Annotated in this window: 20 protein-coding genes; 8 read left to right on the top strand and 12 right to left on the bottom strand. The window is 40.2% G+C overall.

Annotation, left to right across the window (positions count from 1 at the left end; all coding sequences use genetic code 11):
- Nucleotides 1-10 precede the first annotated feature (10 nt).
- The 9 genes from OIZ54_RS05335 to OIZ54_RS05295 form a co-directional block, all read right to left on the bottom strand.
- A complete protein-coding gene (locus OIZ54_RS05335) occupies nucleotides 11-763 on the bottom strand; it encodes a DUF3450 domain-containing protein (protein ID WP_248450171.1) in 753 nt (250 codons plus the stop codon).
- 232 nt (nucleotides 764-995) lie between these two features.
- Nucleotides 996-1,610 carry a DsbA family protein gene (locus OIZ54_RS05330; RefSeq protein WP_248450173.1) on the bottom strand — a complete coding sequence of 205 codons (615 nt, stop codon included), beginning with the start codon at nucleotides 1,608-1,610 and terminating at the stop codon, nucleotides 996-998.
- A complete protein-coding gene (locus OIZ54_RS05325; protein ID WP_248450175.1) occupies nucleotides 1,607-2,704 on the bottom strand; it encodes a GGDEF domain-containing protein in 1,098 nt (365 codons plus the stop codon). The genes OIZ54_RS05330 and OIZ54_RS05325 overlap by 4 nt, the downstream gene beginning before the upstream one ends.
- Before the next feature lie 3 nt (nucleotides 2,705-2,707).
- Nucleotides 2,708-4,597 carry a methyl-accepting chemotaxis protein gene (locus tag OIZ54_RS05320; RefSeq protein WP_121638533.1) on the bottom strand — a complete coding sequence of 630 codons (1,890 nt, stop codon included), beginning with the start codon at nucleotides 4,595-4,597 and terminating at the stop codon, nucleotides 2,708-2,710.
- Between the two features lie 243 nt (nucleotides 4,598-4,840).
- Complete coding sequence (locus OIZ54_RS05315) at nucleotides 4,841-6,094, bottom strand: sugar MFS transporter (RefSeq protein ID WP_264389916.1); 1,254 nt, start codon at nucleotides 6,092-6,094, stop codon at nucleotides 4,841-4,843.
- A gap of 84 nt (nucleotides 6,095-6,178) precedes the next feature.
- Nucleotides 6,179-7,066, bottom strand: coding sequence for a substrate-binding periplasmic protein (locus OIZ54_RS05310; protein ID WP_096042996.1), 888 nt, complete (start codon nucleotides 7,064-7,066; stop codon nucleotides 6,179-6,181).
- Nucleotides 7,067-7,156: 90 nt separating this feature from the next.
- Nucleotides 7,157-7,669, bottom strand: coding sequence for an RNA methyltransferase (locus tag OIZ54_RS05305; RefSeq protein ID WP_004586351.1), 513 nt, complete (start codon nucleotides 7,667-7,669; stop codon nucleotides 7,157-7,159).
- Entirely contained in the window at nucleotides 7,669-8,181 is a 513-nt protein-coding gene (locus OIZ54_RS05300; RefSeq protein ID WP_264389915.1) for a YcgN family cysteine cluster protein, read from the bottom strand. Before OIZ54_RS05300 ends, OIZ54_RS05305 begins: the two co-directional genes overlap by 1 nt.
- A 95-nt stretch (nucleotides 8,182-8,276) precedes the next feature.
- A complete protein-coding gene (locus OIZ54_RS05295) occupies nucleotides 8,277-10,118 on the bottom strand; it encodes a DUF885 domain-containing protein (RefSeq protein WP_264389914.1) in 1,842 nt (613 codons plus the stop codon).
- A 152-nt stretch (nucleotides 10,119-10,270) separates the two neighbouring features.
- On the opposite strand from OIZ54_RS05295, the gene OIZ54_RS05290 reads away from it, so the two are divergent.
- From OIZ54_RS05290 to OIZ54_RS05280, 3 genes are all read left to right on the top strand, one after another.
- A complete protein-coding gene (locus OIZ54_RS05290) occupies nucleotides 10,271-11,542 on the top strand; it encodes a metal-dependent hydrolase family protein (protein ID WP_264389913.1) in 1,272 nt (423 codons plus the stop codon).
- Between the two features lie 210 nt (nucleotides 11,543-11,752).
- Nucleotides 11,753-14,170 carry a TonB-dependent receptor gene (locus OIZ54_RS05285; RefSeq protein WP_054981950.1) on the top strand — a complete coding sequence of 806 codons (2,418 nt, stop codon included), beginning with the start codon at nucleotides 11,753-11,755 and terminating at the stop codon, nucleotides 14,168-14,170.
- Between the two features lie 154 nt (nucleotides 14,171-14,324).
- A complete protein-coding gene (locus OIZ54_RS05280; protein ID WP_004586357.1) occupies nucleotides 14,325-14,876 on the top strand; it encodes a GbsR/MarR family transcriptional regulator in 552 nt (183 codons plus the stop codon).
- A gap of 54 nt (nucleotides 14,877-14,930) precedes the next feature.
- On the opposite strand, the gene OIZ54_RS05275 is transcribed toward OIZ54_RS05280, so the two are convergent.
- Both OIZ54_RS05275 and OIZ54_RS05270 read right to left on the bottom strand, forming a co-directional pair.
- Nucleotides 14,931-15,947 (bottom strand): lytic transglycosylase domain-containing protein, encoded by a 1,017-nt coding sequence (locus tag OIZ54_RS05275; protein ID WP_024031714.1) that lies wholly within the window; start codon nucleotides 15,945-15,947, stop codon nucleotides 14,931-14,933.
- Nucleotides 15,940-16,227 (bottom strand): YcgL domain-containing protein, encoded by a 288-nt coding sequence (locus OIZ54_RS05270; protein WP_004586359.1) that lies wholly within the window; start codon nucleotides 16,225-16,227, stop codon nucleotides 15,940-15,942. The genes OIZ54_RS05275 and OIZ54_RS05270 overlap by 8 nt, the downstream gene beginning before the upstream one ends.
- A gap of 155 nt (nucleotides 16,228-16,382) precedes the next feature.
- Here OIZ54_RS05270 and minC point away from each other — a divergent pair, with 155 nt between their 5' ends.
- Genes minC through minE form a run of 3 tightly spaced genes read left to right on the top strand, consistent with a single transcriptional unit; the run spans nucleotide 16,383 to nucleotide 18,170 of the window.
- Nucleotides 16,383-17,090 carry a septum site-determining protein MinC gene (minC, locus tag OIZ54_RS05265; protein WP_004586360.1) on the top strand — a complete coding sequence of 236 codons (708 nt, stop codon included), beginning with the start codon at nucleotides 16,383-16,385 and terminating at the stop codon, nucleotides 17,088-17,090.
- 5 nt (nucleotides 17,091-17,095) lie between these two features.
- Nucleotides 17,096-17,905, top strand: coding sequence for a septum site-determining protein MinD (gene minD / locus OIZ54_RS05260; RefSeq protein WP_024031716.1), 810 nt, complete (start codon nucleotides 17,096-17,098; stop codon nucleotides 17,903-17,905).
- A 1-nt stretch (nucleotide 17,906) separates the two neighbouring features.
- Nucleotides 17,907-18,170: a cell division topological specificity factor MinE gene (gene minE / locus OIZ54_RS05255; RefSeq protein WP_004586362.1), complete on the top strand. Its 264-nt coding sequence runs from the start codon at nucleotides 17,907-17,909 to the stop codon at nucleotides 18,168-18,170.
- An 85-nt stretch (nucleotides 18,171-18,255) separates the two neighbouring features.
- Here minE and OIZ54_RS05250 read toward each other — a convergent pair whose 3' ends face one another.
- Complete coding sequence (locus tag OIZ54_RS05250) at nucleotides 18,256-18,978, bottom strand: outer membrane protein (protein ID WP_264389911.1); 723 nt, start codon at nucleotides 18,976-18,978, stop codon at nucleotides 18,256-18,258.
- 134 nt (nucleotides 18,979-19,112) lie between these two features.
- Here OIZ54_RS05250 and OIZ54_RS05245 point away from each other — a divergent pair, with 134 nt between their 5' ends.
- Entirely contained in the window at nucleotides 19,113-20,009 is an 897-nt protein-coding gene (locus OIZ54_RS05245; RefSeq protein ID WP_264389910.1) for a LysR family transcriptional regulator, read from the top strand.
- 70 nt (nucleotides 20,010-20,079) lie between these two features.
- Entirely contained in the window at nucleotides 20,080-21,765 is a 1,686-nt protein-coding gene (locus tag OIZ54_RS05240) for an RluA family pseudouridine synthase (protein WP_264389909.1), read from the top strand.
- Nucleotides 21,766-21,831 lie beyond the last annotated feature (66 nt).

Genomic DNA, 21,831 nt, shown 5'->3' with positions numbered 1-21,831 from the left:
CTTCAACCTCTTATTCTGCTGCGTGTACTGGCAGAGTTAACATATCTGGGGCAAGTTGCTTACGTGCGATACGTAAACCTTTGTTGATTTGGCTAATTGTTGAGTCTGGTAAAGTAAAAAACGATTTTGTTTCTTCATCCCAGCTGCCAGCTTGCTTACCATCACGTGTTAAATAAATAAGCTCTAAGCGGCCAATGCGTAAAAAGTCTACTTCACGCTCTTTACCGTCTACCGTTAGCAGTGAGGTGTAGGCTTCAATAGTGCGTCCGTAATCAACTTCTACTTGATATGCTTCTAATACGCGGCGGAATTTTTCGCTTGAGTTAATATCTGCACGGTCCATCATGGCGTTTAAAGAGCTAATACGCTTAGTGCGCTCTTCTTGCAAAAATGGCACATCAAGTGCTACAAATTGCTCAAGCCCTTCAATCATGCGCAGCATTAGTGGTGTGATCTGACGCTCAATAATAGAGACCTGATCCATTGAAAGGTTAAGTGACTCCATTTCTTCAATTTGGTTATTTAACTGTTTAGTTAATTGCGCGTTATAAACAGTTAAACCATCAATTTCTTTATTAAGGGTTTTAAACTGTTGAAGACGTCCTTGCATTGAATCAGCAATCTTGTCTATTTTTGTTTGTGATTGCGCAGCTGATTTATTTATTTCACTGCTTTTATCGATAACCTTTTCTAAATCATTGGCATGTACTGCAGCACTTGCTGCTACAATACCAGCTAAGATCAATGGTTTAACGCCTTTCATCGCATACACCTTTACTCGTTAATTAGCGGATTTGCTAGTTTGTTGTTTTAGCCTAAACTGACTTGTTTTAGGCTAAAGATTTTCAATGAGTGAAATTGTATAGATGAATAATGACAGGCATGTTGCGCAAAAAAGTCTATTTTGTTACAGCTGTAACATTTGCGTCTTATATCGGAGTGTTTATATGCAAAGCGTGTATTAAAGCAGCAAATACACGCATTTTGGCTAGTTGTTAAGCTAATAAAGCGTTAATTGTGTTTAGTGTTTGCTGGTGATCGGTGTAATTTATTTTAATTGCAATGGCTTTATTATCAGTTATTAATACTAACGAAGGAAAGCCTTGTATTGGCAAACTTGCACTAAATGCTAACTCATCATGTAATTTTTGATTCAAATCCTCTGAGCAAAGTTCCTCGCAAAACTGTTGTTTATCTAGCCCGATTTTTTCAGCTAAGGTAATTAGAGTACTTTCATCAGATGGGTTTTGGGCATGTAGATAATAAGCATGTTGAATTGCCTCTATCATTTGTGGCTCTTTATTATGCGCTCTGGCAATAATCGCCGCTCTGCAGGCTGGGTAAGTAGAGCGCCTTGGCTGACAAACCTGCCAAAAATCAAAATTAAACTGTGTGCCCAACATCGCACTAATTTTATGCCACGTGCTTTGGAGCATGGCGCGCATATTTTCTGGCATGGGCTCTAGGCTATCTGGAGCAAGCCCCCCTACTTTGTATTCTATAGTCAGCTGCGAAGCTAATGCGGCTTTTAGTTTTAACCACGTCGGTTTATATCCCCAGCACCAACTGCACATAGGGTCGTGTACATATATAAGTTTAGTTTGAGTCATAGTGTTCCTGTGTGATTTGATACAACTTTGTTACGCCCTTGCTCTTTAGCTAGGTACAGGTATTCGTCTGCTTGTTTAAGTGCACGGCTGTAATGATCCACATTATCAACCTGTGCCACACCAATACTACAGGTAATAAATACCCGTTTATTATCGCTGGTTAAAATAGCTTGTTTTGCGACACATTGTCTAAAATCATCGGCTAATTTTGTAGCCACTGGGGCTGTTTCTTTAGGTAAAATCACCACAAACTCTTCGCCTCCATAACGGGCTTTAACTGCGGAATTTGGAAATTGTGAATCAAGTAATTTGGTAAATTCTATCAACACTGTATCGCCAAAATCATGACCATAGGTGTCGTTTAGTCGTTTAAAATAATCTAAATCAAGTAATAAAATAGAAAACGGCAGGTAGTTTTCGGGCGTTTTAGCGGCTAATTTTAAAAAGTGAGCGGTGATGAAACGCCTGTTCGCGCCACCCGTTAACTGATCTGTATAAGCATCTTGCGTTTGCGCAAGGGTTATATCAGCAATTGCCAGGTGACTTTTATGCCTGAAATATTCACCTATAAACGAAAAAATAAACACCAGTGTAAAAGAGGCTAAAAAACGAGACTTTTCAATACCGCCATAGTTAACTTGGCCAAAATCAGGCCCGTATAAAATAACACTGCAACACAGTAATAAGCCTAAGCCAAGCCTGCAGCCATGCTTTACACCTAAAGAGGCAAAACACACTACAGGGTAAAACATTAGCCAATAAAGCGCGGTATTTTCTTTTCCGCCTGTATACGTAAGGGCCACACACATAATAAACACTATACACATACTTATAAGTGCAACCATTTCCAGCTTGGCTGTTTTTATAAAATAAAAAGTGCCGCTAATAAGGGTAATATTAACCGCGATTAACGACGCGGTAAGAATAGGCGAATACACCGTGTAGTTAAACACCACCAACATAGAGATAACAATAATAGCAATGGCTATCATGGTGAATAGTGAAAATGCTTGGCGCTGTTTATCTGAGCTATACACCTTATCTATGTTAATAAGGCTTAACCAACTTTGCCCTGTAACCGGTTTTTTTGGCATATTTTAAACTCTAAACTTTTGAACCATTTGCTCTAAATCACTAAATTGTTGTTTAAGTTTAGTACATTCATTGAGGGTGTTTTTTAAATTTTCTTGGCTTTGTACCGATAACTCACTCATGCTTGTAATGTCTGCGTCGAGCACTTTAACAAGGTCGTTTTGCTCAACAGTGGCATTGGCAACACTATGATTAGCACTGCTAATTTGTTTTATTGACTCTATTATTTGGCCCATTAACACGCTCACACCTTCAGCGTGCTCTACGCTTTTTTCACTGTCTTGAATGCTTGTTTTCATCAGTTCTACCGCTTGGTTTGAGCCTCTTTGTAATTGCCCTACGGTATCTTCAATCTCTTGCGTTGATTGCTGAGTACGATGAGCTAACTGGCGTACCTCATCAGCCACAACAGCAAAACCGCGCCCAGCTTCGCCTGCTCTTGCAGCTTCAATTGCCGCATTTAATGCAAGTAAGTTGGTTTGCTCGCTCACACCTTTTATCACCTCAAGCACTTGCCCAATACTAATTGTATGCGCGTTAAGGCTATTAATAGTGTGTTGCGCTTGTTCCATATTGGCTGATAACTGATGAATACTATTAACGCTGTGCAATAAGGTTTGCTGGTTTTGTGTTGAATGCTCATCTGCATTTTTAGCTATTACAGAAGCGTCACTGGCGTTATTAGCAATAGCCATAGCCGATTGCGAAAAATTATTAACCGCCATGGCCACACTATCAGTACGTTTTGTTTGGTCATGGTGCATGGCTAGTGAAGAATGTGTTTGCGACACCACGCTGGCTATTACGCTATCGAGTTGTTCAGTCGTTAATTTAACGTGTTCTATAGAGTGCTGAATTTTTTCAATAAAAATGTTAAACGAGTGACTAATCTGGCCAAACTCATCATTGTTTTCAACCTTTAAACGTTTGGTTAAATCGCCTTCGCCTTTTGCAATATCTTCTAGTGCATCATTTAGGCGCGCCATAGGTTGCATTAAGTAACGCAGTAAAAATTGCATAAACACAATAATGGCCACAATTCCCACTAACATGTAAATAAGCGCGTTAACACCAAAGCGAGACACCTCTGCATAGGCTTGGTTTTTATTAATAACGACACCTAAATACCAGTCAACATTATCTATGCCACGTATTTTAGTAAACGATATCAACTGCGGCTCACCCGCTATATCATATTGTGTAAATTCGCTATTAAGCGCGGTAGGTTGGCCAAATAATTCGGAGGTGTTTTTTAAATTAAGTTCGCTATTAGGATGGCTTAGCACTTGGCCATTTTTATCTACTAAAAAAGCATACCCTAACCCTAAAAAATCAATATCGTTAATTATTTCAGTTACTGTGTGCATGTCTATATCTGCACCCGCTACACCACTAAAGCGGCCATTGCTTTGAATGGGCACAACTGCAGATATAGTCAGCTCGTTAGTGGTTACATCAATATACGGGGTGGTAAATGCGGTATAGCTTTTATTTTCAACTAACTTATACCAAGGGCGCGAGGTGGCATCAAAATCAGAAGGTAACACAATGCTTTGATCGTTAAGTATAAATAACCCACTTGGTTTACCTATATACGTGTTTTTAAAGCCACCAGCGTATTTAGCAGTATTAAGCTGGGCAAGGGTTAACTGTTTTGGATCACTGTTTTTGTGAGTTTGCGCAATCGATTTTACTATGGTGAGTTTGGCGTTAAGCCAGCTTGCAATGTTTTGTGAGGTAGATTCTGAATTTTGCTTAAGGACTAAATCGAGCTGCTGTTGCGTTTGGTTTCGCATGGCGATGTAATTATTTATAGCAAATAAACCCAGTACAATAACCAGTACCATAGATGCTGCAATAGTCACTTTTGAGGTGAATTTAAGTGAGTTAAGCATGACTGCCCTTTTTATTTTTTGTTATTAATTATATTTTTAGCAAAAATTTAAAGGTATGTCGTCGTTAATGAGGTAGATAAGCAGGTTATGTACTTAAAATAAGAATAAAGAACCAGCTCTATTCACTATATAGTTGTAACAACTCTATTTTTTAAAAACAAACTAGCGCTTGGAACGTTCCTATAAAGTAGTAATAAAAAAGCGACTGAATACGTATTCAGTCGCTCTTTCATCGGGGAGTATTTACCACTTTTTAGCTAAACGAACCACGTTTAAGCCATACCAAGCAATAAATACATAACATACTAGCGGAACAAAAAAGCTTTGCTGAATATTAACAACATCAGCAATGTAACCTTGTAATAAAGGCACCAAGGCACCCCCTACTATTGCCAAACACAACCAGCCAGAGCCTTTACTGGTTAATGAGCCTAAGCGCTCTATCGCTACAGAAAATATAGTCGGGAACATAATTGAGTTAAATAAGCCAATGGCCAATACCGCGTACAGGGCTACATTGCCTTGCGTAAATATAGTCACAAGTAATAAGGCAATTACCATACAGGCATTAAATGCCAATGCTTTAGATGGCGCTATTTTTTGTAGCGCAGCAGAGCCAATAAAGCGGCCAACCATTGCTCCGCCCCAATAGTAGCTGATCAGTGCAGCAGCAGCTTGCTCTTCAAGCCCAGCTATATGTGCTTCACCAAAAAAGTTAACTAAAAAACTACCTATAGCCACTTCACCACCGACATAACAAAATATAGCAAATACGCCCATTGTTAAGTGAGGTGCCTGTGTTAGTGAGCGAGTTTCATTAACCGGGTTACTTTCTTCTTTATGGCCTTCTATTTCAGGAAGCTTAATAAAGGCAAATACGATAGCAATAATGAGTAAGGCCGCTGCTAACAATAAATAAGGTACTTTTACAGACTCAGCAGAAGCAGCACTTGCCGCTAATGTACCTGCGGTACCAAAAAACAGGATACCTCCAACATACGGGCCTACTGTTGTCCCTAAGGCATTAAGTGCTTGCGCTAAATTTAGCCTAGATGAGGCGGTTTTTTCCGGCCCTAAAGCAGCTACATAAGGGTTAGCAGAAACCTGCAAAACAGTTACACCAGCAGCCAGTACAAATAAAGCACCTAAAAACAACCAGTATTCATGCACCACTACCGCAGGGTAGAACAACATACAGCCAATTGAGGCAACTACTAGGCCGGTTAGTATGCCTTTTTTATAACCTAATTGTTTAACCAAAATTCCAGCGGGAATAGAGACAATAAAATAGGCGCCAAAAAAGCAAAACTGTACGAGCATTGCTTCAAAGTAAGTTAGGTCAAAAACGCCTTTCAGACGAGGGATTAGTACGTCGTTTAAAACGGTAATAAAACCCCATAAAAAAAACAGTGTGGTCATTGCAGTCAGCGGTAACAGGTAATTTTTATTTTGTTGCTCTTTGACCGCAAATGATTGATTGGTATTTATTTCACTCACGTCATTTTCACTCCATTAACAAGTTGAAAATGATTTTACACGTTTGCGACATAATATAAGTACAAAATAATTGGAACGTTACAATTAATCGCATTCATTTAATAAGGCCTGTTTCATCCTTTGGGTTTCGCCGCTATTTTTAAATTTGTATAAAGCTGTATTAATATCTTCTAATACAGTGAGCCAGTTTGGTGTTTTTTTACTTATCGCAAAATATAAAGGGTTATATTGAATTACCTTGCTTTCTGGCTCTACGGCACTGAGCAAAGCGCGCTTTTCATTTTCAGCTAAAGAGGCATACTTTACAGAGTAAGTTAGCACTTCAGGGTCACCTATTATTAAATCTACACGTCCTGCAGCGAGTAATTTTACAAGTTGTAAATCGTCTACGGCATGAATAATAATAAACTCATTATTATCCATCATAGCATCAAACTCAGGGGTGTTTTGGTACCCTCTTACAACACCAATACGCGAGCCTTTAAGCGACTTTAAATTGCCATTGAACCTGTCGGGCTCGCCTTTGCGTTTTAAAAAGCCGATATTGCCGCCCGAAAACGAATTTGAAAGGCCAAGTAATTTTCGACGAGTATGGTTTGGTACGTAATCAGAAGGGGCTGTATCTTCAATAAAGTACTCTGGCAATAAAATATCCGCTGTGCCTAATTCAACGGCTCTGACAGCTCTAGCCCAGGGTACAAATTCAATATAAATATTATAGCCAGCACTGTTAAATGTAGATACCGCAAATTGGTATACCCACCCTTTGTTACAAAGTTTGTTCCCAATGTAAGGCGGCCAATCTTCGGTTACCACATGGATAGTGCCTTTACTGTTAGGCGCGCTAAATAGGTAACCCGATTTATAGCGCTCACCTATTACAGTGTGACGAGTATCATCTTGCATGTAGGTCACAGGAACCTCAGCAAAACAATAAGATGAAAAGAGTATGAGGATTAAAAATAAACGCATAATTAAATTTCATTTATAATATGTTCCTAAAGTGTAGAACTTAGTACATAAAGTAAAAGAAATTTTAATTAAAATTACAGCAGTGGGGGCTTAAGCTTTTACCCACTTCATTTTATTATTGGTATCGCGAGAATTAATAATAGTTGAGTCGCTGCTCTCCACCCCGCCAAGTTTGGCTAAACGGTCGTAAAGTACCACATTGCAGGTGGCCGCAAGGTTCATACAACCAATTGTAGGTACGTAAACCACTTCATCGCACCATTTTAAAACCTCTTTTGGTACTGAGCCGTCTTCTGGCCCAAATACATAAAATGCGTTTTCAGGGTGTTTAAAATCTGGTAACGCCGTGGCGCCTTCAATCAGCTCAATAACCACAACCTTTGCGCCTTCAGGTTTTACACTAAGCAGGTTATCAGTGCCCGTAAGCGCAATACGCTCAACAACATTTTTAGTGTCGGTATGAAACTTTTTAGCATTTAAGTAGCGACTACCGGTAAAAAATACTTGTTTAGCGTCATAGCAACCCGCGGCACGTAAAACGCCGCCAACATTTGTAGGGCTTTTTGGGTTAATTAAACCTATTACAGCCTTAAGCTCGCTCATTAGTCGCAATCCTTTGTTGGCCACTCAGCAATGTATAAATCAAAGTCATCGAGCTTTACGTCACAGTCTTTTACGGTTTTATCTTTAACAGAAATACCAAGCGCATGCATTTGGGTTTTGTCACCCTGATTTAATAGCGGATGCCAAGAGGCTAAACCTCGCCCCTCGTGGAGACGGCGATAACTACAGCTTTGCGGCATAAAAAAGATATCTTTAAGGTTGGCTTTGGTCAGTTTAACGCAAGAAGGGACAAGCGTTTGGCGGTTTTCGTATTCGCTACAACCACAGGTATTGTTATCAAGGTATTGGCAAACAATGTTGGTGAAAATAAGCTCTTCGCCTTCACGTAGTTGGTCGGTGGCGGTAAATTCGTCTTCATCTTCACTGTCAATAAAGGTATTTAAACAGCATTTTCCGCAACCATCACAAATCGCTTCCCATTCGTTTTGGTTCATATCGGCTAAGCTTTTTTTAAGCCAAAACTGTGTATTTACTAACTCTTGATCAAACATAATTTACTCGCGCCCCTAAAGAGCGCGCATTCTAACGTATTGCTACAGCGTGCGCAAAGCCCGTGCCTTTATTTGTACGGGCTTTGTGCGTTTTGCTATTTACTGGCAGCAACCCAACGTTTAATTTTTTCCTCTAAAATAGGCATCGGCAAGGCGCCATCAATCAATATTTGCGTATGAAACGCTTTAATATCAAACTTATCACCTAACTCTTTTTTAGAGTAGTCACGTAATTGTTGAATTTTAAATTGCCCCAATTTGTACGACAGTGCTTGGCCAGGCCATGCAATATAACGCTCAACTTCTGCTATCACATCGCTTTTAGCCATTGACGAATTTGCCAGCATGTAATCGATACCTTGCTGTCGAGTCCAGCCTTTTGCATGAAAGCCTGTATCAAGCACTAAGCGCATTGCTCTAAGTTGCTCATCGGCCAAACGCCCGTACCACATATAAGGGTCGGTAAATAAGCCCAGCTCTTTTCCTAGACTTTCTGCGTACAACGCCCAGCCCTCGGCAAATACCGTGTAGCCGCCAAATTTTCTAAAATCTGGAAGGCCATCTATTTCTTGCTGTAAAGCAATTTGAAAGTGATGGCCTGGCGCGGCTTCGTGTATAGAGAGTGTTTCTAATAAAAATTTTGGCTGCGCTTTAAGGTTATAAGTATTGATGTAAAAAATACCTGGTCGAGAGCCATCAGGTGCCGGCGCTGCATAAGATGCACCCGCTGCAGATTGAGCTCGATAAGGTTCAACCCCTTTTACAACATAAGGGGCTTTAGGCGCAACATCGAACAGTAAAGGGACGCGCGCATCTATTTTTTGTTTTATATCTTCATACGCTGCAATTAATGCCTCTGGCGTATCGTAATAAAATTGGTCCGAATCACGTAAGTGCTGAAAAAATTCATCTAAGGTGCCGTTAAAACCTACCTCGTGTTTTACTTTTTTCATCTGACTTAAAATACGCGAAACTTCACTTAAACCAATCTCATGTATTTCATCTGCAGAAAGGCTCAACGTGGTATTTTTTTTAATTTGATATTCATACCAAGCTTTACCATTAGGCAAGTCGCTATAGCCTACCGTTTCTCGGCTTTGAGGAATGTATTGATTGGCTAAAAAGTCGCTCATACTTTTATATGCAGGCACTAATTGCTGCATAATAAGTGCTTTATATTGCGCCGTTATTTGCTGCTTTTGCTGTGCGGTAAATGAGGCTGATAAGTTTTTAATTGGCCCCCAAAATAACGAATCCTCTGCATTTTTAACCACATGCGCAGCAAATTGTGGCTGAAGCTTTTTAGCTAATGGTTTTGGTAAGGTAATGCCCGCTTTAATCCCTTTCGCCATCGCGCGCTCTACACTGCTGAGCCACGTAATAAAGCCTTCGCTTCGTTTTATAAAATTATTGTAATCTTCTACGGTGTTAAATGGCTGCGCACTTTGTCCCGAGCCAAAACCTGCAAAGGTATTATGCGCTCCCGCCATTTGGTTAATAGGCAGCATATAGCTTGGAAATTGCATTCCCTCTAAATTAAGTGCTAGGTCTCTTTGTAATATTTCATAGCTGAGTAACGCTTGCCCTGTTAACTGCGAATTATCAATAAGTGTTAAACGTTGTTGATACTTTTTGTAAAACGCGGCTTTTTTTGCCCTATTCTTTTGGGTAATAGCGGGGGTAAACTTATCATTAAATTCACTGCGACCACTATAAGTTGCATTTATAGGTTTAAAGGTGAGTAACTCGTTGTAGTACTGTGCTACAAGTACATCTAATTGCTGCTCATAAGAGAGCTCTGAAACAATAGCTGCAGGTGCGTTTGACGTGTTTAGCTGTGCACTATTGCCAGTGTTATTACTGGTTTGTGTGTTCATACAGCCACTTAAAGCAAACATAACGCCACTGGCAACTAAGGCTAATTTAATTGATTTCATGGTAATCCTTTTTAGTATCGTCAGCCGATTATGCGCATTTAACCTGCGTTAATAAAGAAATTACGATAAGTGGCGATTAACCTATTATATTTACACTTTTATATTAGGTTGTTACATTTCAATTAATTAAACCGCCACCAGAAGAAAAAACAATGAAAAAAAAGCTACTCAGCGCCTCCGTTGCACTTATGTGTTTAGGAAGCTTTAACGTGCAAGCCCTTACTTATATATCTGCTAAAGCCATGGTAGATGTACAAACTGGCGAGGTTATTCAATCGCCGCTGATCACCATTGATAATGGGGTGATCACTGATGTTGCACAAAACAAAAAGCCGAGCATGAGCAAAAACGATCAGCATATTGATTTACCCGAGCTCACTTTAATGCCGGGCCTTATGGATATGCATGTACATTTGACCAGCGACCCTACGGTATCTCGAAGTGAGCGTTTAAGTCAGTCGGTACCGCGCATGGCCATTAAAGCCGCGCACTTTGCTAAAAAAACATTGCTTGCAGGTTTTACTACCCTCAGAAATGTAGGAGCCGAGGGCTATAGCGTTATTGCAGTGCGTGATGGTATTAACGCCGGAGATATTGTAGGCCCGCGTATTTGGGCAGCTGGCCCTTCGCTTGGGATCACAGGCGGACATTGCGATAATAACCGTTTACCACCGGAGCTAAAATACACTTCAACAGGGGTAGCCGATGGCCCATGGGCTGCACGTGTAAAAGTACGAGAAAACATAAAGTATGGCGCTAATGCCATTAAGTTTTGCGCCACGGGGGGCGTTTTTTCTAAAGGTACAAAAGTGGGTGTACAGCAGTATTCATTTGAAGAAATGAAAGCCATTGTAGATGAAGCCCACATGCGTGATTTACCTGTAGCCGCTCACGCACATGGCACAAGTGGTATTAAAACAGCTATAAAAGCCGGCGTAGATAGTATTGAACATGCCAGCTTTTTAGATGATGAAGCCATCGCACTTGCTAAAAAACATGGCACGTGGTTATCAATGGACATTTATAATACAGAATACACACTGAGCTTTGGTGAGCAAAATGGGGTAGATGAAGAAAACCTCAATAAAGAACGTCAAGTGTCTAAAAAGCAGCGCAACAGCTTTAACCGCGCAGTAAAAGCCGGTGTAAATATGGTATTTGGTACCGATGCTGCTATTTACCCTCATGGCGATAACGCCAAACAATTTAGCCGTATGGTTAAATTTGGCATGAGCGAACTACAAGCAATACAAGCTGCCACCATTAACAGTGCAAAGCTATTAAAAATGGATAATAAACTGGGTCAGCTAAAAACAGGGTTTGCAGCCGACATTATTGCCGTAAAAGGTAATCCACTTAAAAATATCTCTGTGCTTGAGCGCATTCCTTTTGTTATGAAAGCAGGCGTTGTTTATAAAAAATAGTCATTAATTAATGTATTATTTTACAAAAGCATGAAAGCTTACACTTTCATGCTTTTTTATTTACCGCATTAATTTAACCTTAAATTTACTTTTCAGAACAATAACTCACCTACTACGCAATTAATTTCACTTTTTTAGAATTTTTTATTCACTTAACGAATAATAACTATTACTATTCGCACACTTTATGGAATGCGAATAATTATCAATATGAAAAAATTCAAATACTCTCTTGTTACACTTGCGTGTTTAAACGCATCATTAGCGGTTGCTGCAACAACGGCTGAAAAAGACATTGAGCGCATCAGCGTTTACGAAAAGCAAAACCAAGTTGTAATGAGCTCAGGCCTTGCAACTAAATCAGACATGTCGTTAATGGAAACACCGGCACCGGTTGTTATTATTGACCGTGAACTTATAGAGTCACAAGGTGTAGATAGCCTACAAGAACTTGTACGTAATGTAAGTGGTTTAACTCAAGCCGGTAATAACTACGGTATAGGCGACAATTTAGTCATTCGTGGTCTTGATGCTAATTACACTTACGATGGTATGTATGGCGGTGCAGGCTTAGGTAATACATTTAACCCAACTCGTTCACTCACTAATGTTGAGTCGGTAGAAGTACTTAAAGGCCCTGCTACCGGTTTATATGGTATAGGCAGTGCTGGTGGTGTTATAAATCTGATAGAAAAAAAGCCTGAGTTTGAAGAAAAACATAAAATATCTGCCGAGCTTGGCCAGTGGGATAGTTATTCACTTGCCTTTGATAGCACCAATGCGATTACCGATGACCTAGCGTATCGCGTAATGGCTAAAACAGCCTCAAGCGATGGCTTTCGTGATTTAAAAGAAGACCGCGACGAAATTTATACCTCGCTTAAATACATACTAAGCGACAAGCAAGATATCATGCTCTCTGCTGCCTATATTAAAGACTCAATTGCAGTAGATTCTATTGGCCACCCTATTCGAATTTATAACGCAGAAACCGCCAATGGTTTAACTGCAGGTGAAGTAACGGGCGCAGATTTAGTAAATGACCCATCTGGTAATGGTGTACAATTAACTGCGGCTCAACAAACACAATTGGCAGATTCGCTTTCATCAACCGATGGCCTTACCCCGTACGATTTTGGTACTAACGGTATTATCTCTCCTATGGCGGATGATAATGAAGGTGAAGAGCTTCGCTTTAAGCTAACCCATAATTACTTTATTACAGATGATTTATTTTTAAATCAGCAGTTACAGTACCGTAACTACACATCAAGCTTTGCTCGTCAAACTGGCGCGTTTAATTACGTGTATTCAACACGCGATGGCATTATAAATAACGACCCGCGTGCCCCGTTAGTTGAAGACGGTGTACTTTACCCGTTTGCAGCGCGACGCCAAGAATACCGCCAAGTAGAAGCTGATGAAAAGTCATGGCAGTATTTCTTAGATTTACGCTATGACTTTATGTTAGGCGACGTGGATAACGAATTACTGGTTAATGCAAACTACGAAGACAGAGACATTCGCTTTAAACAGTATTCTATTTACGATGCAGACAAAGTTATTTACGACAGCGAAGGAAATGTACTTTATCAAGGCACGCTGCCATATATTTATGATATGCGCTCGCCAAATTGGCCAACAGGTAGTTTTGATGACTACGACCCGCTAAAAACCAGTGACTACAATAAAAAAGTACAAGCGTGGGGCTTAGGTATTCAGCACGTAGGCTATATTACTGAGCAGCTTACAACTCGAGTTGGTGTTGCTTATAATCGCATTAAGCAAACATATGAGCACTATGGTGTAGATGAGCGTTATAGCTCAAGCCGCGCTGAGCCAACGCCTGAAGCAAACACATCAGACAGTGGCTTAACTTATAACTTAGGCGCAACGTATCAGCCTACAGAAAACTTTTCCGTGTTTATTAACCACGCTAAAGGCCGTACTGCCTACAGTGTATTAGGCTCAGTAGCAGGTACGGAGGCTGACCGTGAAGACTCTGAGTCTATCAGTAACGATTTAGGCTTTAGATTTAAAGCATTTGATGATCAGCTTTTAGCATCACTGGTGGTATTTGAAAGCGCGCGTACAAACCTTGAATACACAAACCCACTGTATGAAGCCGGTGTGTCTGGACCTGATGTAGTAGAGAGCTACTACGATGGTGAAGAGCAAACCAAAGGCGTTGAACTCGATTTAAATGCGCACTTAAACGAGCAATGGAAAGTAAATGTAAACGGCGTATACCAAGATGCCCGCGATAAATCTAATCCAAATAGCAGCAGTTACGATACACGCCAAAAAGGCGTACCGTATGTGACGGCAAGTACGTGGGTTACCTACTACGCCGATATGTTTAACCTACCTGAGGCTGTTAATATAAGTGGCGGTATTACTTTTGTAGATAACAGAAGCACTAACTCTAGCTCGTTTAGTATTCCTGATGGCTATGTACCAAGCTACACGGTGTACGACGCAGCAGTTTCGTACACCACTGATAAGTGGCACATGCAGCTTAATTTAAACAATTTGTTTAATAAAAAGTACTACTCTAAAGCCATGTTTTTAGGTGGTATGCCAGGCGAAGAGCGTAACGCTAAGCTCAGCTTTAGCTACACACTTTAACCCTGCCTAAGCAATTAATTTACTCCTACAAAAAGTAGGAGTAAATTAAACCTAATCTTGATTTAATACTCTACAAAAGATACCAGGCTAAACGTTGCTATAATTTATAAGCGTGCTAGCATTACTTTCTGAATTTACTGAAACTTAAAAAGCTATGAGTCTATCTGAAAAAAACTTAGCCTTTGTTATGCACTGTGGTGAAATGGGCAGCCGTTGGGGTTTCAATCGCACGATTGGCCAAATGTGCGGTTTACTGATCATCACCAAAGAGCCCATGACCGCAAATGAGATTGCCGATGCGCTAAGTATCTCGCGTGGCAATGTAAGCATGGGAATTAAAGAGCTCCAGTCATGGCAATTAATTAAAGTGCATCATATCCCTGGTGATCGTAAAGAATATTATGCCCCAGCGGGTGAGATTTGGGATATGGCTAATCGCGTATTTGAAGAGCGTAAAAAGCGTGAAATAGACCCTACCCTAAGTTTGCTGCGTGATAACCTTTTAGACGAAGCAAACAACGAAGAAGAGCGCTATGCACAAAAGCAAATGGGCGAAATCCACAACCTACTCGAAACGGTTACAAAGTGGTCTTCAGAGTTACAACGCTTAAGCCCAGAGCAGCTTAATAAGCTAATGAAGCTTGGTTCAGGAATTGGCAAGGTTATCGATTTAAAAGATAAAATATTTAAAAAAGAACATGATTAAACAAATAAAAAAAGCCGCATAGCGGCTTTTTTTTATTACACAACAGCGTATAAATTATATTTTTGGATAACCAATTCTATCTGATAGATAGCCCACGCTGGTGGCAAAGTAATATGAGCGGTTCCAGTGCATAAACACTTTGTAGTTATCGTACGCTAAGTACATACGCCCATTGATGTCATCGGGCATTACCAGTGCAGCGCGTACATCAACATTAGGTAAGTCAGAGCCGTCAGCTTTGCGTACACCCAGTGCTTGCCAGTCTGCAAGCGAGCGCTCTGAGTCGTTCCAATATTCTAACCATTGCTTACGTGTTTTAGTGCCACGTTTTAGCACGTATTTACTGTCAAAATTTTCAGGTAATTTTACCTGGCGACCCCAAGTTAGTGAGTCATCCCAACCTTCTTGTTTTAAATAATTGGCAATCGATGCAAATGCATCCTCTTTTGTGGTCCAAATATCTTTACGGCCGTCGTTATTGTAATCAACAGCGTAGGCGTTAAAAGAGGTAGGCATAAACTGAGTTTGCCCCATTGCTCCAGCCCAAGAGCCTTTAAATTTATCAAGCGTAATATGGCCTGACTTTAAAATATCTAATGCTGCCCAAAGCTGGCGCTTATAAAGTGCTTCACGACGACCATCAAAGGCAAGCGTCACTAGCGATGAAATAACATTATGGCCACCTTGTATTGTGCCAAAGTTACTTTCAAGGCCCCATAATGCCACTATAAAGCGTGCTTGTACGCCAAACTCTTTTGCAACTTGTTCAAGTACATCTTTATTTTCTGCGTAGAGTTTACGTGCACGATCAATTTTCCATTGCGGTACACGTTTTGGTAAGTAGGTTTCGAGAGTTTCTTTAACCTCTGGCTGGTTTTTATCAGCCGATACAACTTTTTCTTTGTATGAGGCAGTCGCAAATGCATCATCTATTAACTTGCTATCGTACCCTTTAGCAATGGCCTCTTGTTTTAAGTCACTTAAATAAGTTTGAAATTCGGCCTGCGTTTTAGCAACTACAGAGCCACTTAAACACACTGAGCATAAAATTACGGCTAACTTTTTAATCACTATCAACTCCGTTTTCTTTTCGTAATTGGCTAAGTAAATTTTCTTCCGGCGGCGGAATTTGCAAATAGTAACCCTTGTCTGGGTCAGCTAACGCTGCTTTTACTGTTTCAAGGTCGGCACCGCCTAAATGATCACGCTTTGCTAAATTGATAATCATTACATAAATAGGTTGACCAAACATAGCCAGTAAAGGTTCAGGCACTTTACTAAAATCATCTCTTTTTTCAACAAATAAGAAGGTATCCGCTTTTTTCTTACTTTTATATACCGCAGTGAGCATAATGGCCCTATTTAATCTTGCTTAACATTGCCGCACACTATAACATGAGAGTAATAATAAGTTAGAAAAATTAGATTAGAAATTTCATTAAAGGCCTTATTCAGCCTACGTTTATCTAAAATTAATTTCTAATCAGACAAATCAATTGAGCGTGTATGTCGGAACAAATTTTTGAGCTAAAAGGGAACCTTTTCACGTTGTCAGTATTGCATCTTTATAGCACTGATATCGCCCTTCTAGCAGAACAGTTGTATGTAAAAATAGCCCAAGCTCCTCGTTTTTTTGAAGGAGCGCCTATTGTTGTTAATTTAGAAGAAATTAAAAACAGCTCACTTGATTTTGTACATTTAAAATCTCTCATTGAGCGTATGAGCTTTAATGCTGTAGGTGTTTGTAATGGCTCAGATGAGCAACACACGCAAGCTAAAGCCGCTGGCCTTTCTGTACTAAATTACTCGCAAGATGCTAAAAGTGCACCCGTTAAACAAGAGGCGCCAAATACCTCTATTGTTGAAAAAAACGTGTACCTACCTGCGCAAGTAATTAATGGCACGGTACGCTCAGGGCAGCAAGTTTATGCAAAAGACAGAGACTTAATTGTACTTGGTGCAGTTAGCCATGGTGCAGAAGTAATAGCCGATGGTAATGTGCATATTTATGGCACCTTACGCGGGCGTGCTATTGCAGGTGCAAAAGGGATTAAAGACGCCTGCATTTATTGCCAAAAGCTCGAAGCCGAATTGGTTTCAATTGATGGCAATTACTGGATCAGCGACTCATTACAAGGTGAGCACTGGGGCAATGCAGTACAAATACAACAAAAAAACGAATCATTAGAAATTTCAGCTTTGGTTAAAGGATAAATCTCATGGCAAAAGTAATTGTCGTTACCTCTGGTAAAGGCGGTGTTGGTAAAACAACATCAAGTGCTGCAATAGGCACCGGTTTAGCTTTAAAAGGCTATAAAACAGTTATTATCGATTTTGATATTGGCTTACGTAATCTAGATTTAATTATGGGGTGTGAGCGCCGCGTAGTATACGATTTTGTAAACGTAATAAACGGCGAAGCCAACCTAAATCAAGCGCTTATTAAAGATAAACGCGTTGAAAAATTATTTTTACTACCCGCATCACAAACACGTGATAAAGATGCCCTTACCCGCGAAGGCGTAGAGCGCGTTTTAAACGAACTAAAAGAAGACTTTGACTACATTGTGTGTGATTCACCTGCAGGTATTGAAGCCGGCGCAATGATGGCCATGTACTTTGCTGATGAAGCAATTGTGACAACAAACCCTGAAGTATCTTCGGTTCGAGATTCAGACAGAATTTTAGGTATTTTACACAGCAAATCTAAACGTGCTGAAGAAGGCCTAGAAAATATTAAAGAACACCTATTATTAACACGCTACAACCCTGAGCGAGTTGAAAAAGGTGAAATGTTATCGGTAGAAGATGTTAAAGATATTCTGTCGATTCCTTTACTTGGTGTTATTCCTGAGTCGCAAGCGGTATTAAGTGCGTCTAATTCAGGACAGCCAGTAATACTTGATGGTGATTCAGATGCAGGGCAAGCATACGCTGATGCAATCAATCGCTTACTCGGTGAAACAGTCGATTTTCGATTCTTAGATGTTGAGAAAAAAGGCTTATTTAAACGGATTTTTGGAGGTTAATGTGTCTTTACTTGACTACTTCCGCTCAGAAAAGAAAAATAGCGCGTCATTAGCAAAAGAGCGATTGCAGATCATTGTCGCGCACGAGCGTTCGCAACGCGGAACACCGGATTACTTACCACAATTAAAACAAGATATTTTAGATGTGATCCGTAAGTACGTAAATGTAAACACTGATGCAGTGCAGGTACAGTTTGATCAAAACGAAGATGATTTAGCGGTACTTGAGCTCAACGTGACATTACCTGACGAAGAAAAAAAGTAGCACAACTAAAAGCGGCATTTTAAATGCCGCTTTTTGCTTTGCACACTCACTACACGTATGTGGTGCATTGTGTTGTGTTTTAAGTTTAAAAGTTTACACGTAAACCAAGTAAAAACTCATGGCTTGCTGCACTGTCAATTTTAAAGCCATCAGTAAATGCATCTTGCCCCGTTTGCACATCACCAAATTCAATGTATTGATACTCAGTGTATAACGACATAGTTTTAGTTATTTGATAGTTAACCCCTGCACCAATATTCCATGTAAATTCGGTTGAATCGTCATCAGCATACGCATCGTAATAGCCATCAACATTTCCATCGAATGCATCAAAGGCGCTAATGCCTGCACCACCTAATTTTGCAGAATAGCTGTTATCGGCAACCCCTAACCCCGCTTTAATATAAGGCGTAAACGCGGTGCTGTTATCAAAATCGTAAAAGCCTTCAATTGTATAAGTGGTAGTTTTTAAATCCCCCTTTAATACATACTGCTCACCTTCACGTGCACCCACACCTACTTTTGTATCGCTATAATCGGTATCATGATAGCTAATACGCGCCTCTACTCTAAATTGAGGATTGAACTGATAACCTAAACCAATACTGCCTGCACTGCCCACACCGGCATCAAATTCAGGTGGAAAATCACTATCTACGGCAATATTGTTACCAATGGCTTGAGAGTCATTTGCTTGCGAAATATAGCCTACATGTGCAGTTCCATAAAACCCCTCTGCACTAGCTAAAGTAGGCGTGGTACACGCTAAAGCAATTGCAGCAACTATAGTTTTTTGTAATGTGTTCATTGTTATTCCTGATTTTTTTAACAGCCAAATTATTGGGCTGTAAGGCTAATGTTGAATTCGCAGTTAATATAACTTTTAGATACACAAGCGAATAGATACAATAACGGCACAATACAATTCCGACTTTCAGAACAATGATTAACTATTTACGACACATGGCTATTTTTGCCAAAGTGGTTGCTGGCGGTTCATTTCGTATTGCAGCTAAGGAGCTTGGCATAGCACCTTCACGTGTTAGCCATAGTGTTTCTGACTTAGAACAGTTTTTAGGCGTCACTTTATTACATAGAACAACCCGTAAATTGTCGCTTACCCCTGAAGGTGAAAAATTTTACGCCCACGTAGAAAACATAACAAAACACGCAGAGGCAGGTTTGAACGAAATTAACTCTGTGGGTGATGAGCCTATAGGGTCTTTAAAAATATCGCTGCCCGCCTTTTTAGCAAGCTCCGAAATTTCGGCCGCGATAGCAGAATTTGTGCAAACATACCCAAAAGTGAACTTGTCTCTTAATTACACAGACCAAGTAATAAATATAATGGATGAAGGGCTTGATTTAAGTATTCGAGTTGGCTGGCTTGAAGACAGCTCACTCATGGCGCGTAAAATTGGAGAGAGTAAACGCTTTTTAGTTGCTTCAAGTAAGTACGCGAGTAAGCATCAACCCCCTACGCACCCAAACGATTTAAAAGAGTGGGATTGGGTTCATTTTAGTATGCGCGGCAGCACTGTAGATTTTACCTCTCCAAATGGCGAAGTGGTGTGTATTTGTGAAAAGTCGCGCGTAAATGTAAATAGTGCGCTTGCAATAAGTCACTTTGTATCTGAAAACTTGGGTCTAGGCATATTGCCCGAAAACCTAGTAAAAAAACAATTAGCACGAGAAGAGCTCATTCACATTTTACCTAACTGGCAACTCAAGCCGCTTGGTTACTATGCTGTATGGCCAAATAATGCACGCAGAGAAAACCTAACACTATTATTAGTACGCTTTTTAGCTAAGCGCGGTTTAGTAACCGCAGAGGATTAAGCAAGTACCCCTTAAGTGAATATGTTATTATGGGCCTATTATTTTGCTTTATGCTTGCTATTACTTTGCTATGTTAAATCACGCTTCTTGTTTTACTTTATTTGATTGCTCTGTAGATTCTATACCGCCTCCAGATAAATTTACGTTTCCGTTTTACTACCAGCCTCATCCGTTATCTGTTTTAGCCGCAACACAATTGCAGCAGCAACTTGAAACGCATTTACCGTATAACGAAAATGACAACAGCAATACAGCAACGAATGATGGCAAAATGTTTGGTGTACTGGTTGTACAAAACCAGCAACAACAACTTGGCTTTTTAGCGGCGTATTCAGGCCAGCTTGAAAATTTAAATACCGATATAAAATGCGTGCCTAATGTATCTACAATGGCACTTAAAGATGTGGGTTATTTAAAAGAAAGTAAAATAATTAACGACATAAATGCGCGAATACATGCCCTAGAAAATGCAAGTACATTGAATAAATTAACAGCGTCATTAAATGCCGATAAAGCCGCGTTTGATCAGCAGTTACACGCTCAACAAAGCGTAATGCAAGCCAATAGAAAAACACGTAAAAAGGCGCGCAGTGCACTTGCAGTTGAGCAAAGCCAAGCAATAACGCCTGAGCAACAAGCAAGCTTGAATGAACTGGCCAAACAAAGCATAGAAGATAAAAAACACTATCAAAGCATAAAAGATCATTGGCACGATAAAATAACTCAGCAACAGCAGGCGCTTAATGCCCTACACGACGAAATAAAACAGTTAAAAAAACGCCGTAAAGTTTTATCTAAAAACTTACAAAAGCAAGTGTTTGCGCAGTACCAGTTTTTAAATGCAGAGCATGAAGTTAAAGATCTCAATGCCATATTTGCAGCATTGCCAGAGCATACTCCGCCATCAGGAGCGGGAGATTGCGCTGCGCCCAAGCTATTACAATACGCTTATCTTAATAATTTAAAGCCAGTGGCTATGGCTGAATTTTGGTGGGGGGCCGCACCTAAATCGGCAATACGCCAACATAAAAACTATTACCCTTCTTGCTACAGTAAGTGCCAACCTATTTTATCGCACATGTTAAAAGGCCTCAGCATAGAAGATAACCCGCTACTCGTTAACCCTGCTGAAGGTAAAACGCTGCCGATAGTCTATCAAGACGATGATATTGTTATTGTAAACAAACCCAGCGAGTTTTTATCTGTACCAGGTGTCAATATTGAAGATTCTGTGTATTTACGTATTCAAACGCAATTTCCGCGCGCTACAGGCCCGTTAATTGTGCACAGACTAGATATGTCTACATCAGGTTTATTAGTGGTGGCGCTCAATAAACGAGCCCACAAAGCACTACAAAAGCAATTTATTGCCCGCACTATTGATAAACGTTACATTGCGCTGGTTGATGGTATTGTGCCTAAGGACAGTGGCAAGATAGAGCTGCCATTGCGACTTGATTTTGACGATAAGCCACGCCAGCTTGTTTGTTATAAAAACGGCAAACCCGCACTTACTACATGGCAGGTGCTTGAACGTAAAAACAGTATTACACGCCTACAGCTCTACCCTAAAACGGGACGCACTCACCAGTTAAGGGTACACTGCGCTCACCACTTAGGGCTGAATATGCCTATTATTGGTGACACACATTACGGTAAAAAAGCCAACAGGTTACACTTACATGCCGAGTATTTGGCGCTAGATCACCCCATTACCCATAAGCGGTTAACGTTCAGCGTAGCGCCCGATTTTTAATACCAATTCGCATAATTAAGTGATCTATTTTGAGGATGGAAAAACGTGTTGATAGCAAGGCAAAAA

This window comes from Pseudoalteromonas sp. A3 (assembly GCF_025942345.1).
GTDB lineage: Bacteria > Pseudomonadota > Gammaproteobacteria > Enterobacterales > Alteromonadaceae > Pseudoalteromonas > Pseudoalteromonas atlantica.
This window is presented reverse-complemented; position numbering and strand designations above follow the sequence as displayed.

Coding starts and splice junctions, on each gene's coding strand:
- OIZ54_RS05335 (WP_248450171.1), bottom strand. CDS start 763: ATGAAAGGCGTTAAACCATTGATCTTAGCTGGTATTGTAGCAGCAAGT.
- OIZ54_RS05330 (WP_248450173.1), bottom strand. CDS start 1,610: ATGACTCAAACTAAACTTATATATGTACACGACCCTATGTGCAGTTGG.
- OIZ54_RS05325 (WP_248450175.1), bottom strand. CDS start 2,704: ATGCCAAAAAAACCGGTTACAGGGCAAAGTTGGTTAAGCCTTATTAAC.
- OIZ54_RS05320 (WP_121638533.1), bottom strand. CDS start 4,597: ATGCTTAACTCACTTAAATTCACCTCAAAAGTGACTATTGCAGCATCT.
- OIZ54_RS05310 (WP_096042996.1), bottom strand. CDS start 7,066: ATGCGTTTATTTTTAATCCTCATACTCTTTTCATCTTATTGTTTTGCT.
- OIZ54_RS05305 (WP_004586351.1), bottom strand. CDS start 7,669: ATGAGCGAGCTTAAGGCTGTAATAGGTTTAATTAACCCAAAAAGCCCT.
- OIZ54_RS05300 (WP_264389915.1), bottom strand. CDS start 8,181: ATGTTTGATCAAGAGTTAGTAAATACACAGTTTTGGCTTAAAAAAAGC.
- OIZ54_RS05295 (WP_264389914.1), bottom strand. CDS start 10,118: ATGAAATCAATTAAATTAGCCTTAGTTGCCAGTGGCGTTATGTTTGCT.
- OIZ54_RS05290 (WP_264389913.1), top strand. CDS start 10,271: ATGAAAAAAAAGCTACTCAGCGCCTCCGTTGCACTTATGTGTTTAGGA.
- OIZ54_RS05285 (WP_054981950.1), top strand. CDS start 11,753: ATGAAAAAATTCAAATACTCTCTTGTTACACTTGCGTGTTTAAACGCA.
- OIZ54_RS05280 (WP_004586357.1), top strand. CDS start 14,325: ATGAGTCTATCTGAAAAAAACTTAGCCTTTGTTATGCACTGTGGTGAA.
- OIZ54_RS05270 (WP_004586359.1), bottom strand. CDS start 16,227: ATGCTCACTGCGGTATATAAAAGTAAGAAAAAAGCGGATACCTTCTTA.
- minC (WP_004586360.1), top strand. CDS start 16,383: ATGTCGGAACAAATTTTTGAGCTAAAAGGGAACCTTTTCACGTTGTCA.
- minD (WP_024031716.1), top strand. CDS start 17,096: ATGGCAAAAGTAATTGTCGTTACCTCTGGTAAAGGCGGTGTTGGTAAA.
- OIZ54_RS05250 (WP_264389911.1), bottom strand. CDS start 18,978: ATGAACACATTACAAAAAACTATAGTTGCTGCAATTGCTTTAGCGTGT.
- OIZ54_RS05245 (WP_264389910.1), top strand. CDS start 19,113: ATGATTAACTATTTACGACACATGGCTATTTTTGCCAAAGTGGTTGCT.
- OIZ54_RS05240 (WP_264389909.1), top strand. CDS start 20,080: ATGTTAAATCACGCTTCTTGTTTTACTTTATTTGATTGCTCTGTAGAT.